We start from the raw sequence: 16,371 nt of genomic DNA, 5'->3' as shown, positions 1-16,371 counted from the left end.
ATGAGGAGGAAATTGAAATGTTGGAAAAAGAGTTGAATAAAATTCTGGAAACCAGTTTTGGCAAAGATGTGGCAAAGGCATCCAATGAGGAGATATACCGCGCCCTGCTGGAACTCACAAAGGAGAAGGCAAAGGCGTTAGGAAGGAACAAAGGCAGCAAGAAGCTTTATTATATATCCGCAGAATTTTTGATAGGAAAGCTGCTCTCCAACAACCTGATCAATCTGGGACTGTACGGGGAGGCAGAGCAGGTGCTGCGGAGAAATGGAAAAGAACTCAGTGCGATTGAAGAGCTGGAACCGGAGCCGTCTCTGGGAAATGGAGGTTTGGGAAGACTGGCTGCCTGTTTTTTAGACTCTATCGCAACACTGGGGTTGAATGGGGACGGAGTGGGCCTGAACTATCACTGCGGCCTGTTTAAACAGGAATTTTCGGATCACAAGCAGAAGGAAGTGCCCAATCCCTGGATTGAGAAAGAGAGCTGGCTGGAGAAGACGGATATTCACTTTGAGATACCGTTTAAGGACTTCAGCCTCACCTCCAGTCTGTATGATATTGACGTGACGGGATATGACAGCTGCACCAACAAACTGCACCTGTTCGATGTGGACTCCGTGGATGAGGGCATCGTAAAAGAGGGCATCTGTTTTGATAAGGAGGATATCAGGCGGAACCTGACCCTCTTCCTCTATCCGGACGACAGTGATGAGAAGGGACAGCTGCTTCGCATCTATCAGCAGTATTTTATGGTGAGCAATGCCGCACAACTGATTTTGAAAGAGTGTAAAGAAAAGGGATATGACTTGTATAAGCTGGATGAACACGTAGTTGTCCAGATCAATGATACCCACCCTTCCATGGTGATTCCGGAGTTGATCCGCCTTCTGCAGCAGGAGGGGATGTCCCAGCGCAGGGCTATTGAGGTGGTAAGCAGGACCTGTGCTTACACAAACCACACCATTTTGGCGGAAGCCCTGGAAAAGTGGCCAATCTCCTATCTGGAGCAGGTGGTGCCCCATCTGCTGCCGATCATCCGGGAGCTGAATGCCAGGGTGCGGGAGGATTTTGCAGATCCCAGGGTGTCCATCATAGACGACAGCGGACGGGTGCATATGGCTCATATGGATATTCACTATGGATTCAGCGTGAACGGGGTGGCAGCCCTGCACACGGAAATCCTGAAGGAATCCGAGCTGAAGCCCTTCTATGATCTGTATCCGGAAAAATTTAATAACAAGACTAACGGAATCACGTTCCGCCGATGGCTGCTGCACTGCAATCCTAAGCTAACGGGCCTGATTGAGCGATTGATCGGAAGTGGATTTAAAAAGAATGCGGATGAGTTAAAAAAGCTGCGCGCCTATGAAAAAGATGAGCAGGTGCTGCGTGAGCTGCTGCAGATCAAGCTGGAGAACAAACAGGCGCTGAAGGCCTACCTGAGGGAAACCCAGAATATCCGCTTGGATGAGAACTCCATCTTTGATATACAGATTAAGAGGCTTCATGAGTACAAGAGGCAGCAGATGAATGCGCTGTATATCATTCACAAATACCTGGAGATCAAGGCAGGCAAGGTTCCAAAGACGCCAATCACCATGATTTTTGGGGCAAAGGCTGCTCCAGCATATGTGATAGCCAAAGATATCATTCACCTGATCCTCTGCCTTCAGGCGATCATTGACCGGGATGCGGAAGTAAAGAAGCACCTGAATGTGGTTATGGTGGAAAACTACAACGTGACTAAGGCATCGAAACTCATCCCGGCCTGTGATGTATCGGAGCAGATCTCCCTGGCATCCAAGGAGGCCAGCGGTACTGGCAACATGAAGTTCATGCTGAATGGGGCGGTCACTCTGGGAACAGAGGACGGTGCGAATGTGGAGATACACCAGTTGGTGGGTGAGGAGAACATCTATATCTTCGGGGAATCCAGCCAGCAGGTGATTGAACACTATGCAAAGAAAGACTATTGTGCTAAAAATATTTATGAAGCGGATGGGGAAATTCGGGAGATGGTGGACTTCATTGTCAGCGATACCCTGCTGCAGGTGGGAGATAAAGAAAACCTGGCACGCCTCCACAGAGAACTCATACAGAAGGACTGGTTTATGACACTTCTGGATGTGAAGGACTATATACGCACAAAGGACCAGGCATTTGACAACTACCGGGACCGCATGGACTGGGCCAAGAAAATGCTGGTAAACATCAGCGAAGCCGGGTATTTTTCCTCTGACCGGACTATAAAGCAGTATAATGAGGAGATCTGGCATTTATAGACTGTGTAAAAGAAGAGTAAAATAAAGCGGAAGTATAAGCCTCTTAAGCTTACACTTCCGCGTTTCATTCCATTGGAAACTATGTCAAATGAAACGAAAAAGCCCTCAATTTTATATCCATCCCCCATCCAAATGAATCACCTGCCCGGTCAGATACTCATTTCCGGAGCACAGGTTCAGTACCAGGTGTGCAACCTCCTCCGGGCGCCCCAAACGTCCGGCAGGGATCTCAATCAGCAGAGATTCCAGGTCCTCCTCGGTCATCCAGTCATTCATCTGCGTATCAATGGCTCCGCAGGCGATGGCATTGACCTGGATGTTGCTGGGACCAAGCTCCTTTGCCAGTGCTTTGGTGAGCGCGTTGACACCTCCCTTGGAGGCAGAGTAGGCAGCTTCACAGGAAGCGCCGGCCACTCCCCACACAGAGGAGATATTGATGATCTTTCCGGTCTTTTTGCGCAGCATAATAGGGATGCCGTAGCGGCAGGTATAAAACACGGAGGAGAGGTTGGTTGCCATGATCCGGTCCCACTCCTCAGGGTTCATATCCGTCAAAAGCCCCATGTGGGAAATTCCTGCATTGTTTACGATCACATCCAGGGAGGCAAAACGCTGCTGGAAACAGGCATACATCTTTTGCACTGCCTCGTAGTCGCCCATATCCCCCGCATAGGTCAGGCAGGTGACGGGATAGCGGCTCTCAATTTGATGTGCCAGCTCAGTAAGCATGTCCTGGTTTCGGTGACAGGTCAGCATCAAATGGTATCCGGCAGAAGCCATAGACAGGGCAATGGCCCGTCCGATTCCTCTGGAAGCCCCTGTGATCAGGGCAGTCTTGTAACTCATAGCAGGTCTCCTTTTCTTGTCAATCATACTTTGTGGCAGATATACCGCATAGCGGGGATATCTGACTCTTTGAGCTATTATAACACATCCTCTTGGAACGGAACAATAAATTTTCCAAACCTACGGTATGTATTGACGCGAAATAGTTACTGTGAACGTGTGAACAGTAACACAAAATAGGAACTGTTCACTCCGTGGCCAGCAATATTGCACACCTCCTTTAAAAATGGCCTTCTGCGCTGGTTATCATTGAGCTTTATCGATCCCAAGATCACGCTCAATCCTGCGTACAGTATAGCGGTAAATAGAATACAGAATGACTGCAATCACAGCCAGCACCCCCAGACAAACAAGTAGGGAATACAGTTCGCCGGAGTTCAGGCGGCTGTCATTGGCATACAAAAGCAGAGTGTATAGCAGCGTCATCAGGGTCATTCCGGTAATTGCCGGTATTCGGAATACGATCAGGCATTGGCGTTTCACTTCTGCGCAGAGAAACGCAGGGGGACCGCCCAGGCGCTTAAGATCATCGAACACATAACGGTTATTGAGCGCAATAGCCTGGCAGCGTGTATAACCGATGACGATTGCCGCTGCGAAGCAGATGAGAGCCACAAATATAAATGCCATTAAATACACGGAAAACGTAGTCATGAAATCATTGCGGTCCAGTATGCGAAATTGCGGCATATATTCCCAGTGAAGGCGGAAATCGGAGGAATCTGCTTCCTCGTAGCTCACAGGAGTCATCTGGTCTGTGTCTCCCCAGTAGATCTGTCCCTTTTCCTCCTGTGCAATCTTTGTTACCGGGTCATAAAATTTGGGATACTCGCATTCCGGTCCAAAAGAATCCACAAAGGTGTGAAAAAAGGTATTGGCAAAGTCATAGCTATCCTCCCCATCTGCATTAAAATATACCAGAGATCCGTGCCATACAGGAGTAAGACCTTGGCGGATTTTTTCGTAGTCCTGATCATTGATCACATAAAAGCTGTTATTCCCGGCCATGAGGTCAAAATGAAGATAACCCTTGAAGGTTACGTCTATTATTTCCCGGGTTACGATATTGGTAAGTTTGGTTGCATTGGAGTTGGCAAATAAATTATAGGAAGACTGGGTTCCCGTAACAGCGTAGTAGCTTTGCGCAGGGACAAAGATGTCCTGTCCTGTCATTTTGCGGTAGCTGCTTTCAGACAGAAAATTTCCTCCGCTTAGCAGCGGCGAATATTCTACATGGAAGGAGTCATTTTCATCCTGAATTTCTTCATAGCCATCCATTCCCAGGGTAATATATGGGCATTCCATCCAGTCCTTAAGGGCAATGCCGTAATGATCCGCCATTGCAGTAACCTTCTGTTTCCCCGGCACATTCTGGTCCGCTCTGTAGTGGTAGGCATAATCATATTCGTGGCTGTTGATATTCATCATCTGTCCTGTGGCCAGAACCGGAACATAGAAAATTGCGAAACAGCCGCCCGCAATAAGCACGGTACTTACGATTAGGCTGTTGACGGTCTGCTTTCCCTGAAATTTCATCATACTCCTGGAAATGATGTTTTTGTAGGGTTTCTTTTTGTGCGGAATCCACCCATGGATTACTGTGTGTATCATCACAAGGTACAAGCCGATAAAAACGGGGGCATAAGTGATATTCAGCCAGGCAGGAGGGTAGGCACTAAGTAATTTCATATATACAGTGCCGGAATAGTAACCAGCCACAGCTCCCACAAAAATCAGAACGATTCCAAGGGGACCGCACCATCGGCCGAGCTCCTTTACCGGTTCGTTTTTGTGCTCCTCCTGCACCACATCAAGGATATTTGTTTTCCTCAGGTATTGATAGGCCATAATGCAGGCGCAGGCAGATACCAAAAGGTAGAAGGCGGCGGATACATACAAGCATTGGAAATGAATCACCAGCTTCATCTCACCTGTATCTACGATAAACAGCTGAAATATCTTCCAGAGTAATATCACAAACGGGATACCCGCGGCAATTCCGGCCAGGGAGGATACTCCGCTCATAAGCGCCACCTCCCGGAACAGGCCGGGTGAGAGGCGCTTTTTGGACGCACCCAGAGCCATGAGGATACCGAGCTGCCGTGATTTTTTGCGGAAGAACAGGCTGGCTGCGTAGATGGTAAAGACCACACAGCCAAACAGGGCCATGACGAAGATGGCGTATAATTGTTTTCTGCTGTCGCCGCCCTCCGGCAGGACATTTAAGATGGTAGGAGAAAAAAGAATAGCTGCATAGGAGGTAATCAGCATCATAGATACGAAGTTGCATAAAAGGTATAGTGTTGCCTGTTTTCTGGATGCCTTTTGTAATTTCTTTTCTAAGGTTTGCATTGTCATCATGATTCATCACCACTCATTTCTTTAATCGCGTCTAAGAGAAGATCATGGAATGTGCTGCGCCGTCCTGTTTTTTCAAGCTGACGGTATACAGTACCATCCTTCAGAAGGATGACCCTGTCACAGAAGGAGGCAGAAAAACTGTCATGGGTGACCATGAAGATCGTAGCATCCATCTGACTTCTGGCATTCTCAAAGGATTCTATAACCGTCCGGCTTGATTTACTGTCAAGATTTCCGGTAGGTTCATCGGCCAGTATGATTAGAGGATGATTGATCAGACTTCTTGCCACAGCAGTGCGCTGACGTTCACCTCCTGATACCTCCGCAGGATATTTGCCACGGATATGGCTGATGCCGAAAAGGTCAATCAGGCGGTCGGCCAGCTCCTCAGCATCACGGCTCACACTGCCCTGGATGATTCTCGGGACCAGAATATTTTCGCGGATCGTCAGACCGTCAAGGAGCATGAAATCCTGGAATACAAAGCCAAGCTTTTCGTTGCGTATTTTTGCAAGCTGACTCTCATTCATGCCCTTCAGTTCTTGGCCTCCCAGAGTAATTTTGCCCTCCTCAAAAGGAATGTAGCAGGAGATACAGTTGAGAAGCGTGCTCTTCCCCGAACCGGAAGGCCCCATCACCGCTACGAATTCGCCCTTGGCCACACTTAAGTCAACGCCCTTTAATACAGGGTAGGACTTCTTTCCGATGGTATAAGATTTTTGGAGATTTTTTACATCTAACATTTTGTTCACCTTTGCTTTCTTTGACTTTTCGTAACAGCTAGGCACCTTCGCAGTTACGGCTTTTCTTTATATATATCATAAAAAACGTTGTGGAAAATTCAGGCTGTCAAGTTTGGCACCCTTCATGTAAACTTTGGATAGCAAATGCAAGGAATGTAAAGTTTTGCAGCTCTCTTGTAAAGTTTTGAGCGTCAATGTGTCATTTCTGGAACAAAACCACATTGTTCGTTTTAGTGAATACATGTTATACTGTTTCATAAGATGCCAGGGTCACAAAGTGCGGAGAAATCCGTAGGCACCCAACATCTTTCATAAAGATTACAGAGAGGTAGTAACTATGCTTCGTGTTGCATTATGTGATGATGAGACGGATGCCAGAGATGCCGTCCGGTTTCAGTTGGAAAAGATTATCTATGAGGATGATGAGGAAATTGTTTATGAGTTCACCTCCGGAAGCAGTGCAGTGAAATGGCTGAAGGCGCATCCGGGGGAGATAGATCTTTTGTTTTTGGACGTGGAGATGGAGGGCCTTAACGGAATGGACACAGCCAGGAAAATAAGAGAGTTTAACCAGGAGCTGGTGATCGTGTTCCTTACCGGATACTCAGATTATGTGTTTGAGGGGTATGAGGTAGGTGCCCTTGACTATGTGATGAAGCCTGCGCAGGAGAAGCGTCTCCGAAATATCGTCAGCAGGGTGCGCACAATGTTAGGAAGGAACAGGGAGAAGGTATTTGCCTTCAAAAACACGGATGGCATTTTCCGTATGCCTGTTGACAGGATTTCCTATCTCTACAGCGACAGGCGTAAGGTGGTACTGGTTACAGAGGAAAAGGAGTATCCTTTTTACGGAAAGCTGGATGAGGTTGAAGAACAGCTTAAGGGGCAGGCATGCGTTAGCTTTGTGCGTATTCATCAGAGATACCTGGTAAACGCAGATAAGGTAGAGCATGTGGGCCGGGGAGAGGTGCGCGTTGCCGGCAATAGACTGCCTGTGAGCAGAAGCATGAAGGAGGAGGCGGAAGCCAGTTTAGCTAAAGCTATGTTAGAGGGAGAATATCGATGAGCAGGTTCATCATTTTAGGCATAAAATTGATTCCCGGAGCACTTCTTATATATCAGGCATTGAGATGTTTTTTTGTACAGAGAAGTGAGAGAGTAAGAAAGGCGTTTTTGCTGGTAAGCTGCAGCCTTTTGAGCGGCATGATCATTCAAATTGCGGACTGGACGAACATTCTCTGGACACTCAGCATTTTTTTGGCAGCAGTGCTTGTGGGGTGCCGGGGAAGCCGCTTAAAGAAAATAACGGTTGGCCTGATGTTTGCCAGCACTGTGCTGGCCTTTAATGCTTTGATGGATAATTTTGTCTGGCCTTTTGGCGGTCATCAGCCTTTTATGGAAAGGCTGGTATTCGCTGCAGCATTCTATTGGTTATGCAGGCATTTTTCTCCGGGAAGGGATTTGGAGCTTAGCCCTGCCATGTGGAGACTGCTTTTACTGCTTACGGCCACACCCATGGGAATTATACTTTGTGTGGTTCTGCTTACGTTTTATGGGCAGCAGCAGGATACCTACCAGAATTTGTTTCTGCTTTTACTGGCACTTTGCTCCTTCGCCGGACTTTTGTGGACAGTAACGGTTCTTTCCAGGCAGCGCAGGCTTGAGGAGACGCAGGTGACCGCAGAGATGAACAGCAGGTATTATGCGATGATGGAGAAGCAGAACCTGGAGATACGGAGGCTTAAGCATGACCTCACAAATCATCTGCAGGTACTGTCGGCCCTCTCTATGGAGCAGAAAGATGCCTATATCCGGGAAATGCTGGATAATTCTGCTCTATATCAGACCTTAAAGTATTGTAACGATACCATTGTAAACGTACTATTAAGTACGAAAGCTTCCTCTATGGGGATGTATGGGATTGATTTTTATGTGAAAGCAGAAATACAGCAGCCCCTTCCTTTGGAGAAGCCGGATATCTGCGCTGTTTTTGGAAACGCCCTGGATAATGCGGTGGAGTATGTATGCAGGCTTGAACAGGAGCATCGGTATATCAATCTTGAGGCAAGACTGGGCAAGGGAATGTTTGTGCTGAAGGTGGTGAATCCTTGCATGCACGTTGTTTCAGGGGATGAGCTTCCGGCAACGACCAAGGAAGATAAGTGGGGACATGGATTGGGGCTTAAAAGTGTACGGCTGATAGCGGAGAAATATGACGGAAGACTGGAGCTTAAGACGGAGGGAGGAGAATTTATATTCTTTTTCTATTGTAAAGCATGAAGCCTTGAGAAGGACACAGCAGGGCTATTGTGAACAGTAACCTTTCAGATTATGGATAGGCGTTAATTTTTCGCATGCACTTGCCAGGAAGACAGAGAAGTAGTAGAATAAGCCTATACTGAGGAGTGTAAATGCATGAAGAAGAGAAAAGTACTTTTTATCATTAACCCCAAGTCAGGCAAGGGCTTGATCAGAAATCACCTGTTGGACATTATCGATATCTTTGTGAAAAACAATATGAGGGTGACGGTCCACACCACCCAGGGGGCTATGGATGCCTGCAGGGTGACCCAGAAAAAGGCCGGGAAATACGACCTTGTGGTGTGCAGTGGCGGCGACGGTACTTTGGATGAGGTGATCACCGGCATGATGCAAAGGCCCGAGAGTGGCAGGCGCCCGGTGGGTTACATCCCGGCGGGAAGTACAAATGATTTTGGAAACAGTCTGGGGCTGCCCAAGAATATGAAGGAGGCAGCCCGCTGCATCGCGCTCAATCATCCCTTTCCCTGTGATATCGGAGGCTTCAACGGGGATTATTTTGTGTATATTGCTGCGTTCGGGGCTTTTACAGAGGTGTCCTACCAGACCAAGCAGGATGTCAAAAATGTGCTGGGGCATCTGGCCTACGTGCTGGAGGGTGCCAAGAGGCTGTTTAATCTGAAGTCCTACCACATGAAGATCCGGATCGGCGAGGAGGTTGTAGAGGACGAGTTTATCTATGGAATGGTAACCAATTCCCAGTCTGTGGGAGGATTTAAGAACATAACAGGGAAACATGTTCACTTAAACGACGGGGTGTTTGAAGTCACTTTGATAAAGACACCGAAAAATCCCATAGAGCTCCAGGAAATCCTGGGGGCTATTCTGTTACGGGAGATTGACAACAAGCACATCTACTATCAAAAGGCGGAACGGGTAGAGTTTGAGTCATTGGAGGAGATTCCCTGGACACTGGACGGGGAATTTGGGGGAGTGCACAGCAGGGTGGAGATTGTCAATTATCAGAAAGCCATTCCCATTATGGTAAAGCACATCCACCAGGAGGCGTTGCTGCCGGAGGAAGCCCACAGTGTCCAGACCATAGCAAGAAGTCTGCAGCAAGTCAGGGAAAATCAGAGTTTGGAGACGGTACAAGAGGAAGAGATCGTGGAAAAAGAATAATAGATCACAAAAAATTGTTTATTTTTTATGAAATATATACTATAATAAAAGCTAACTACAATTTAACTAATTTTATTTATAAGTGGAGGTAACGAAATGTTGGTATCAGCTAAGGACATGTTAGAAAAAGCAAAGGCAGGCCACTATGCAGTGGGACAGTTTAACATCAACAATCTGGAGTGGACAAAAGCAGTTCTTTTGACTGCACAGGAGAACAATTCTCCGGTTATCCTGGGTGTTTCTGAGGGTGCAGGAAAATACATGGGAGGCTACAAGACCATCGTTGGTATGGTAAACGGTATGCTGGAGGAGATGAACATCACAGTACCGGTAGCTCTGCATCTGGACCACGGCAGCTATGACGCTTGCCTGAAATGCATTGAGGCAGGATTCTCTTCTGTAATGTATGACGGCTCCCACAGCCCCATTGAGGAGAACATCGCAAACACCAAAGAGCTGGTGAAGATCTGTGCTGACAAGGGAATGTCCCTGGAGGCTGAGGTAGGTGCTATCGGCGGCGAGGAAGACGGCGTTGTAGGTATGGGCGAATGTGCTGATCCGGAAGAGTGCAAGACTATTGCAGAGCTGGGCGTTACCATGCTGGCAGCAGGTATCGGAAACATTCATGGAAAATACCCGGAAAACTGGGCAGGCCTGAGCTTTGAGACTCTGGACGCAATCCAGGAAAAGACAGGAACCATGCCACTAGTTCTCCACGGAGGGACAGGCATTCCGGTAGATATGATCAAGAAAGCCATTGATCTGGGAGTTGCCAAGATCAATGTAAATACAGAGTGCCAGATTTCCTTTACGGAAGCGACCCGCAAGTACTTTGAGGAGGGCAAGGATCTGGTAGGCAAGGGCTTTGACCCGCGTAAAGTCCTGGCTCCCGGAGTTGAGGCCATCAAGGCAACTGTAAAAGAAAAAATGGAAATTTTCGGTTCCATTGACAAGGCTTGACTACATAGCCGTCATCAATCGGAAAATGAACTGAAAAAATTTTAGAATTTTTGCTTGCATTTTTTTAGGAAGTAATGTATTTTAGTATACAGATTGAAGTGAATGAAGAATGTAAAGCGAACAAAGGCGTTCCACCACGGTGGAGCGCCCTTTTTTTGCGGTTTTATTTAGAAAAATATATTCAAATTCACACAAACAAAGAAAGGATGAGGAACAAATGAGTGAAAAAATGAATGTGGCAGAGATTTTTGGAGAGAACGTATTTAATGATAAAGTGATGCAGGAGCGTCTGCCCGGTAAAGTCTACACGGCGTTGAAAAAGACCATGGAGGAGGGCAGGGAGCTGGACCCAATGGTGGCTGAGGTGGTGGCTGAGGCTATGAAAAACTGGGCGGTAGAAAAAGGGGCTACCCACTACACCCATATTTTCCAGCCGCTGACGGGAATGACGGCGGAGAAGCATGATTCTTTTATCACAGCCCCCAAAGAGGACGGTTCTGTGCTTATGGAGTTTTCGGGTAAAGAGCTGATCAAGGGAGAGCCGGATGCCTCCTCCTTCCCCTCAGGGGGGCTGAGAGCCACCTTTGAAGCAAGAGGATATACAGCCTGGGACTGCACCTCCCCGGCCTATGTGAGGGAGGACGCAGCGGGGGCAATTCTGTGCATTCCCACCGCGTTTTGCTCCTACACAGGGGAGGCCCTGGATCAGAAAACCCCTCTGCTGCGCTCCATGGAGGCAATCAATGAACAGGCCCTGCGCCTGCTGAGACTATTTGGAAATACCACCTCCAAAAAGGTCACCCCCTCCGTGGGTCCTGAGCAGGAATACTTTCTGGTGGATAAGCAGAAGTACTTAAAGAGAAAGGACCTGATCTTTACCGGGCGCACCCTCTTTGGCGCAATGCCTCCCAAGGGTCAGGAGCTGGATGACCATTACTTTGGAACCATCCGGCAGCGCGTTGCATCCTACATGAAGGATGTCAACGAAGAGCTGTGGAAACTGGGTGTGTCCGCTAAGACCCAGCACAATGAGGTGGCTCCGGCCCAGCATGAGCTGGCGCCTATCTATGCGGAGGCCAATATTGCTGTGGATCACAACCAGTTGGTTATGAAGACTTTAAAAAAGGCGGCCTGTCAGCACGGACTGCAGTGCCTGCTCCACGAGAAACCCTTTGCCGGAGTGAATGGCTCTGGTAAACACAACAACTGGTCCATCACCACAGATGACGGAATCAATCTGCTGGACCCAGGAAAGACGCCCCATGAAAATGTGCAGTTTCTCCTGGTGCTGACCTGCATCTTAAAGGCTGTGGATGAACATGCGGACCTGCTTCGGGAGGCCGCCGCAGACCCCGGAAATGACCACAGACTGGGGGCGAATGAGGCTCCGCCTGCCATCATCTCCGTCTTCCTGGGCGAACAGCTGCAGGATGTACTGGAGCAGCTGATCAGCACAGGAACCGCCACCCACAGTATCAAGGGCGGTGTGCTTCAGACCGGTGTAAAGACTCTTCCGGGTTTTGCAAAGGACGCCACAGACCGAAACAGGACCTCCCCCTTCGCGTTCACGGGCAATAAGTTTGAGTTCCGCATGGTGGGCTCCAGAGACTCCATCGCAGCCCCCAATATTGTGTTAAACACCATTGCAGCGGAAGCTTTCGCAGATGCCTGCGATATTTTGGAGAAAGCAGAGGACTTTGAGCTCGCCGTGCATGATCTGATTAAGGAGATGGCATCCCAACATCAGAGAATTGTGTTCAACGGAAATGGTTATTCAGAGGAGTGGGTTGACGAGGCAGAGCGCAGAGGGCTTCCCAATATTAAGTCTATGGTAGAAGCCATCCCATGTCTGGTGACGGAGAAAGCCATTGACCTGTTTGGAAGATTTGGCGTTTTCAGCAAAGCGGAACTGGAGTCCCGCGTGGAAATCAAATATGAGAACTATGCCAAAGCAATCAACATAGAGGCCAAGACAATGATCGACGTGGCCGGAAAGCAGATAATTCCGGCTGTGGTGGGGTATACCAAGACCCTGGCAGACACCGTCAACGCAGTGACCGCGGCAGGTGGCAGAGCCAAGGTGCAGGCACAGCTCCTGGGGGAAGTGGGCAGCCTTCTGGAGGAGGCAAAAGAGGCGCTCAACAAGCTGATTGACCTGGACGAGGAGGGAACCGGCAAAGCGGAGGGTGCAGAGCAGGCACAGTTCTTCCACGACTCCATCATGCCCGCCATGGAAGCCCTGCGTGTACCGGTGGATAAGCTGGAAATGCTGGTGGACAAAGAAGTGTGGCCCATGCCATCCTACGGAGATTTATTGTTTGAGGTATAGTAACTGTTCAGTACCTTCACAGTTGCATGCAAAAATCTATTTAAAATCACTTTGGTGATGGGATTTTTGCACTCTTGAATCATTTTCTCACGGTCTGAGCAGTAAATGCTCAGACCTGAGTGAACAGTAACGAATAGTTACGAGGTATAACCCCCGTTTCATCTTCCCCTTGCATTTTTAAAGAATTTGCGCTATCATGCGTTATAGCATATTTACAGCAAAAAAGTTCACAGAGCATCAATATAGTGGAGGAGAATGATGAGCGATAAAATGAATGCAGCAGAAATTTTCGGGCAGAATGTCTTCAATGACAAGGTCATGCAGGAGCGTCTGCCCAAAAAAGTGTATAAAGAACTGCACAAAACCATAGAATACGGAAAAGATCTGGACCCTATGACTGCGGAGGTAGTGGCAGCAGCTATGAAGGACTGGGCGGTGGAGAAGGGTGCTACCCACTACACCCACTGGTTTCAGCCGCTGACCGGATTTACTGCGGAGAAGCACGACGCCTTTATCACAGCGCCGGATAAGGATGGTTCCGTACTTATGGAGTTCTCCGGCAAAGAGCTGATCAAAGGCGAGCCGGATGCCTCATCCTTTCCTTCCGGAGGTTTGAGAGCCACCTTTGAGGCCAGGGGATACACTGCCTGGGACTGTACCTCACCAGCCTTTGTGAGGGAGGATGAGGCAGGGGCTATCCTGTGCATCCCAACCGCGTTCTGTTCCTACACAGGAGAAGCTCTGGATCAGAAGACCCCCCTGCTGCGATCCATGGAGGCGGTTCAGAAGGAGGCGCTCCGCCTGATTCGGCTTTTCGGAAACACCACCTCCAAAAGGGTGGCACCCTCCGTGGGAGTGGAGCAGGAATATTTTATTGTGGACAGGAAAAAATACTTAAAGAGAAAAGACCTGATCTTTACCGGGCGCACGCTTTTTGGAGCAATGCCCCCCAAGGGACAGGAACTGGATGACCACTATTTCGGCGTTATCCGTCCCAAGATCGCGGCCTTTATGCGGGACGTGAACGCAGAGCTGTGGAAGCTGGGTGTGTCCGCCAAAACCCAGCACAATGAAGTGGCCCCGGCCCAGCACGAGCTGGCACCCATTTACGCGGAGTGCAATGTGGCGGCAGACCACAACCAGATCATAATGGAAACCTTAAAGAGGGTTGCGGAGGAGCATGGCCTGCAGTGCCTGCTCCACGAAAAGCCTTTTGCAGGTGTGAACGGCTCCGGTAAGCACAACAACTGGTCTCTGGTGACGGACGATGGGATCAACCTTCTGGAACCGGGCAGGACCCCTCATGAGAATATACAGTTCCTGCTCATTATGATGTGCGTGTTAAGAGCAGTGGACCGCCACGCGGACCTTCTCAGAGAGTCCGCGGCAGATGTGGGGAACGACCACAGACTAGGTGCCAATGAGGCACCGCCTGCCATCATCTCCGTATTTTTAGGAGAACAGCTGGAGGATGTGATGGCCCAGCTCATCAGTACAGGAACCGCTACCCACAGCATCAAGGGCGGAAAGCTGCACACAGGCGTAAAGACGCTGCCGGATTTTGCAAAAGACGCCACTGACCGGAACCGGACATCACCTTTTGCGTTTACTGGAAATAAGTTTGAATTCCGCATGGTGGGCTCCAGAGACTCTGTGGCTGAGTGCAATGTGGTAATCAACACCATTGTGGCAGAAGCCTTTTCAGAAGCCTGTGACATTCTGGAAAAGGCGGAGGATTTTGAACTGGCGGTACATGACCTGATCAAAGAGTACGCCAATGAGCACCAGCGTATAGTCTTTAACGGCAACGGCTACTCAGAGGAATGGGTAGAGGAGGCAAAGCGCCGGGGCCTGCCCAACATTCGTTCCATGGTGGAGGCGATTCCGGCACTGGTGACCGATAAGGCAGTGGAGCTGTTTAGCAAGTTCGGGGTATTTACCAGGGCAGAGCTGGAGTCCAGGGCGGAGATCCAGTACGAGGGCTATTCAAAGGCCATCAACATTGAGGCCAGAGCCATGATCGACATTGCCAGCAAGCACATCGTTCCGGCTGTGATGCGTTTCGCGCGCAATCTGGCAGGCACAGCAAATGAGATCAAGGCAGCGGGTGCGGATGTTACGGTTCCGATGAATTTACTCAAGGAGACTACCAGTCTGCTCTCAGCCACGAAGCTGGCACTGGCAAAGCTGGAGGACGCCACAAATACAGCGGTGTCCATGCCTGAAGGGGAAGCCCAGGCCATGTTCTACCACGAGAAGGTAGCGGCAGCTATGGAGGAACTGCGCGTTCCGGTAGATCAGCTGGAGATGATTGTAGACAAAGAAGAGTGGCCTATGCCATCCTACGGAGATCTTTTGTTTGAGGTGTAAAAAATGCTGTATAAAATAAACGGCGGCAGCTTGGAAAAGCTGCCGCCTCAGCGCATCGGGGAAGCGCAGGTCATGGTTGTATCCAGTCAATTTACAGAGCGCAGATTGGAATTTACGGACCAGTGGCATGAGATGCCGGATGAATTTTTTATAGAGATGCTGAAAAATCCCGACACCAGATTTGAGAGTCATGTGGACTTTGATCTGATCTGTGTGCCGTCTTTTTTGGCGGAGTCTCCAAACCCCCTGGAATTTCCCATGTACATGATGATGGACAGCAGGCAGCTAATCCTTTTGGTGCAGGATGGACAGGAATTTGAGGGATTTCTGGAGACGGTCCACAATACCGGAAGAGAGCTGACAACCGGAAATCTGGTTTACCGTATTTTGGAATCCCTGGTGGAGAGGGAGGAAAAGCGGGTGGAAGAGATGGAGCAGGAAGTGGGAGAGCGGGAAGAGCTGGAGGATGTGGACATGGATTCCGATGACTATATCCGTGATATCGTCCGCTTCCGCAGACACCTGCTCTTGCTCAAACACCTGTACGAGCATTTAAAACGAACCATGGAATACATTGTGGATAACGACAATCAGCTCTTTGACAGCCGCACCCTAAAGCGGTTTGCCATACTCGAGGACCGCAGCCTGGGAATGGTGGAGGATATCCAGGTGCTGCGAGAGGAAGTGATGCAGCTAAAGGAAGGGTATCAGGCCCAGAGGGATCTAAAGATGAACCGCACCATGCAGTTTTTGACTGTGGTGACCACGATCTTCATGCCACTCACACTTTTGGCCGGGTGGTATGGAATGAATCTGCAGATGCCGGAATACAAAGCGCCCTACGCCTATCCGGTTTTGATCGCCGTCAGCATACTGATCATCGGCGGGGGAGTCTGGCTCTGTAAAAAAAAGAAATGGCTGTAATAAAAAAACTCCCTTAAAAGGGAGGATGCCGGGCAGCTGTTCTGCCCGGCATTATTATGAAAAAGTTTATTCGAATAGTATATTAATACTTAGGAAATTGTCCTGTGTTCTTTTGATG

Annotated in this window: 11 protein-coding genes; 8 read left to right on the top strand and 3 right to left on the bottom strand. The window is 49.0% G+C overall.

The features are described from left to right. Window positions 1-17: 17 nt before the first annotated feature. Window positions 18-2,279, top strand: coding sequence for a glycogen/starch/alpha-glucan phosphorylase (locus tag AC0THY_RS19365; protein ID WP_489992220.1), 2,262 nt, complete (start codon window positions 18-20; stop codon window positions 2,277-2,279). Window positions 2,280-2,390: 111 nt separating this feature from the next. Here AC0THY_RS19365 and ymfI read toward each other — a convergent pair whose 3' ends face one another. The 3 genes from ymfI to AC0THY_RS19350 form a co-directional block, all read right to left on the bottom strand. Further along, window positions 2,391-3,125 (bottom strand): elongation factor P 5-aminopentanone reductase, encoded by a 735-nt coding sequence (ymfI, locus tag AC0THY_RS19360; RefSeq protein ID WP_489992219.1) that lies wholly within the window; start codon window positions 3,123-3,125, stop codon window positions 2,391-2,393. Between the two features lie 246 nt (window positions 3,126-3,371). Further along, complete coding sequence (locus AC0THY_RS19355) at window positions 3,372-5,486, bottom strand: FtsX-like permease family protein (protein ID WP_489992218.1); 2,115 nt, start codon at window positions 5,484-5,486, stop codon at window positions 3,372-3,374. Further along, complete coding sequence (locus AC0THY_RS19350) at window positions 5,483-6,229, bottom strand: ABC transporter ATP-binding protein (protein WP_489992217.1); 747 nt, start codon at window positions 6,227-6,229, stop codon at window positions 5,483-5,485. The genes AC0THY_RS19355 and AC0THY_RS19350 overlap by 4 nt, the downstream gene beginning before the upstream one ends. Before the next feature lie 337 nt (window positions 6,230-6,566). On the opposite strand from AC0THY_RS19350, the gene AC0THY_RS19345 reads away from it, so the two are divergent. The 7 genes from AC0THY_RS19345 to AC0THY_RS19315 all read left to right on the top strand — a co-directional run bounded on the left by AC0THY_RS19345 (window position 6,567) and on the right by AC0THY_RS19315 (window position 16,253). Continuing rightward, the gene (locus AC0THY_RS19345) at window positions 6,567-7,295 is read left to right on the top strand and encodes a LytR/AlgR family response regulator transcription factor (protein WP_489992216.1); all 729 of its coding nucleotides are present in this window, start codon (window positions 6,567-6,569) and stop codon (window positions 7,293-7,295) included. After that, complete coding sequence (locus tag AC0THY_RS19340; RefSeq protein ID WP_489992215.1) at window positions 7,292-8,509, top strand: sensor histidine kinase; 1,218 nt, start codon at window positions 7,292-7,294, stop codon at window positions 8,507-8,509. Before AC0THY_RS19345 ends, AC0THY_RS19340 begins: the two co-directional genes overlap by 4 nt. Before the next feature lie 135 nt (window positions 8,510-8,644). Continuing rightward, window positions 8,645-9,670, top strand: coding sequence for a diacylglycerol/lipid kinase family protein (locus tag AC0THY_RS19335; protein ID WP_489992214.1), 1,026 nt, complete (start codon window positions 8,645-8,647; stop codon window positions 9,668-9,670). Between the two features lie 96 nt (window positions 9,671-9,766). After that, window positions 9,767-10,630, top strand: a complete 864-nt coding sequence (gene fba, locus AC0THY_RS19330; protein WP_489992213.1) for a class II fructose-1,6-bisphosphate aldolase — start codon at window positions 9,767-9,769, stop codon at window positions 10,628-10,630. A 217-nt stretch (window positions 10,631-10,847) separates the two neighbouring features. Then, a complete protein-coding gene (locus AC0THY_RS19325) occupies window positions 10,848-12,959 on the top strand; it encodes a glutamine synthetase III family protein (protein WP_489992212.1) in 2,112 nt (703 codons plus the stop codon). A 258-nt stretch (window positions 12,960-13,217) separates the two neighbouring features. Further along, window positions 13,218-15,329, top strand: a complete 2,112-nt coding sequence (locus AC0THY_RS19320) for a glutamine synthetase III family protein (RefSeq protein ID WP_489994222.1) — start codon at window positions 13,218-13,220, stop codon at window positions 15,327-15,329. 3 nt (window positions 15,330-15,332) lie between these two features. Next, the gene (locus AC0THY_RS19315) at window positions 15,333-16,253 is read left to right on the top strand and encodes a CorA family divalent cation transporter (RefSeq protein ID WP_489992211.1); all 921 of its coding nucleotides are present in this window, start codon (window positions 15,333-15,335) and stop codon (window positions 16,251-16,253) included. The last annotated feature ends 118 nt before the right edge of the window (window positions 16,254-16,371 follow it).

Source organism: Ruminococcus sp. 8Y-12 (assembly GCF_058119865.1).
This window is presented reverse-complemented; position numbering and strand designations above follow the sequence as displayed.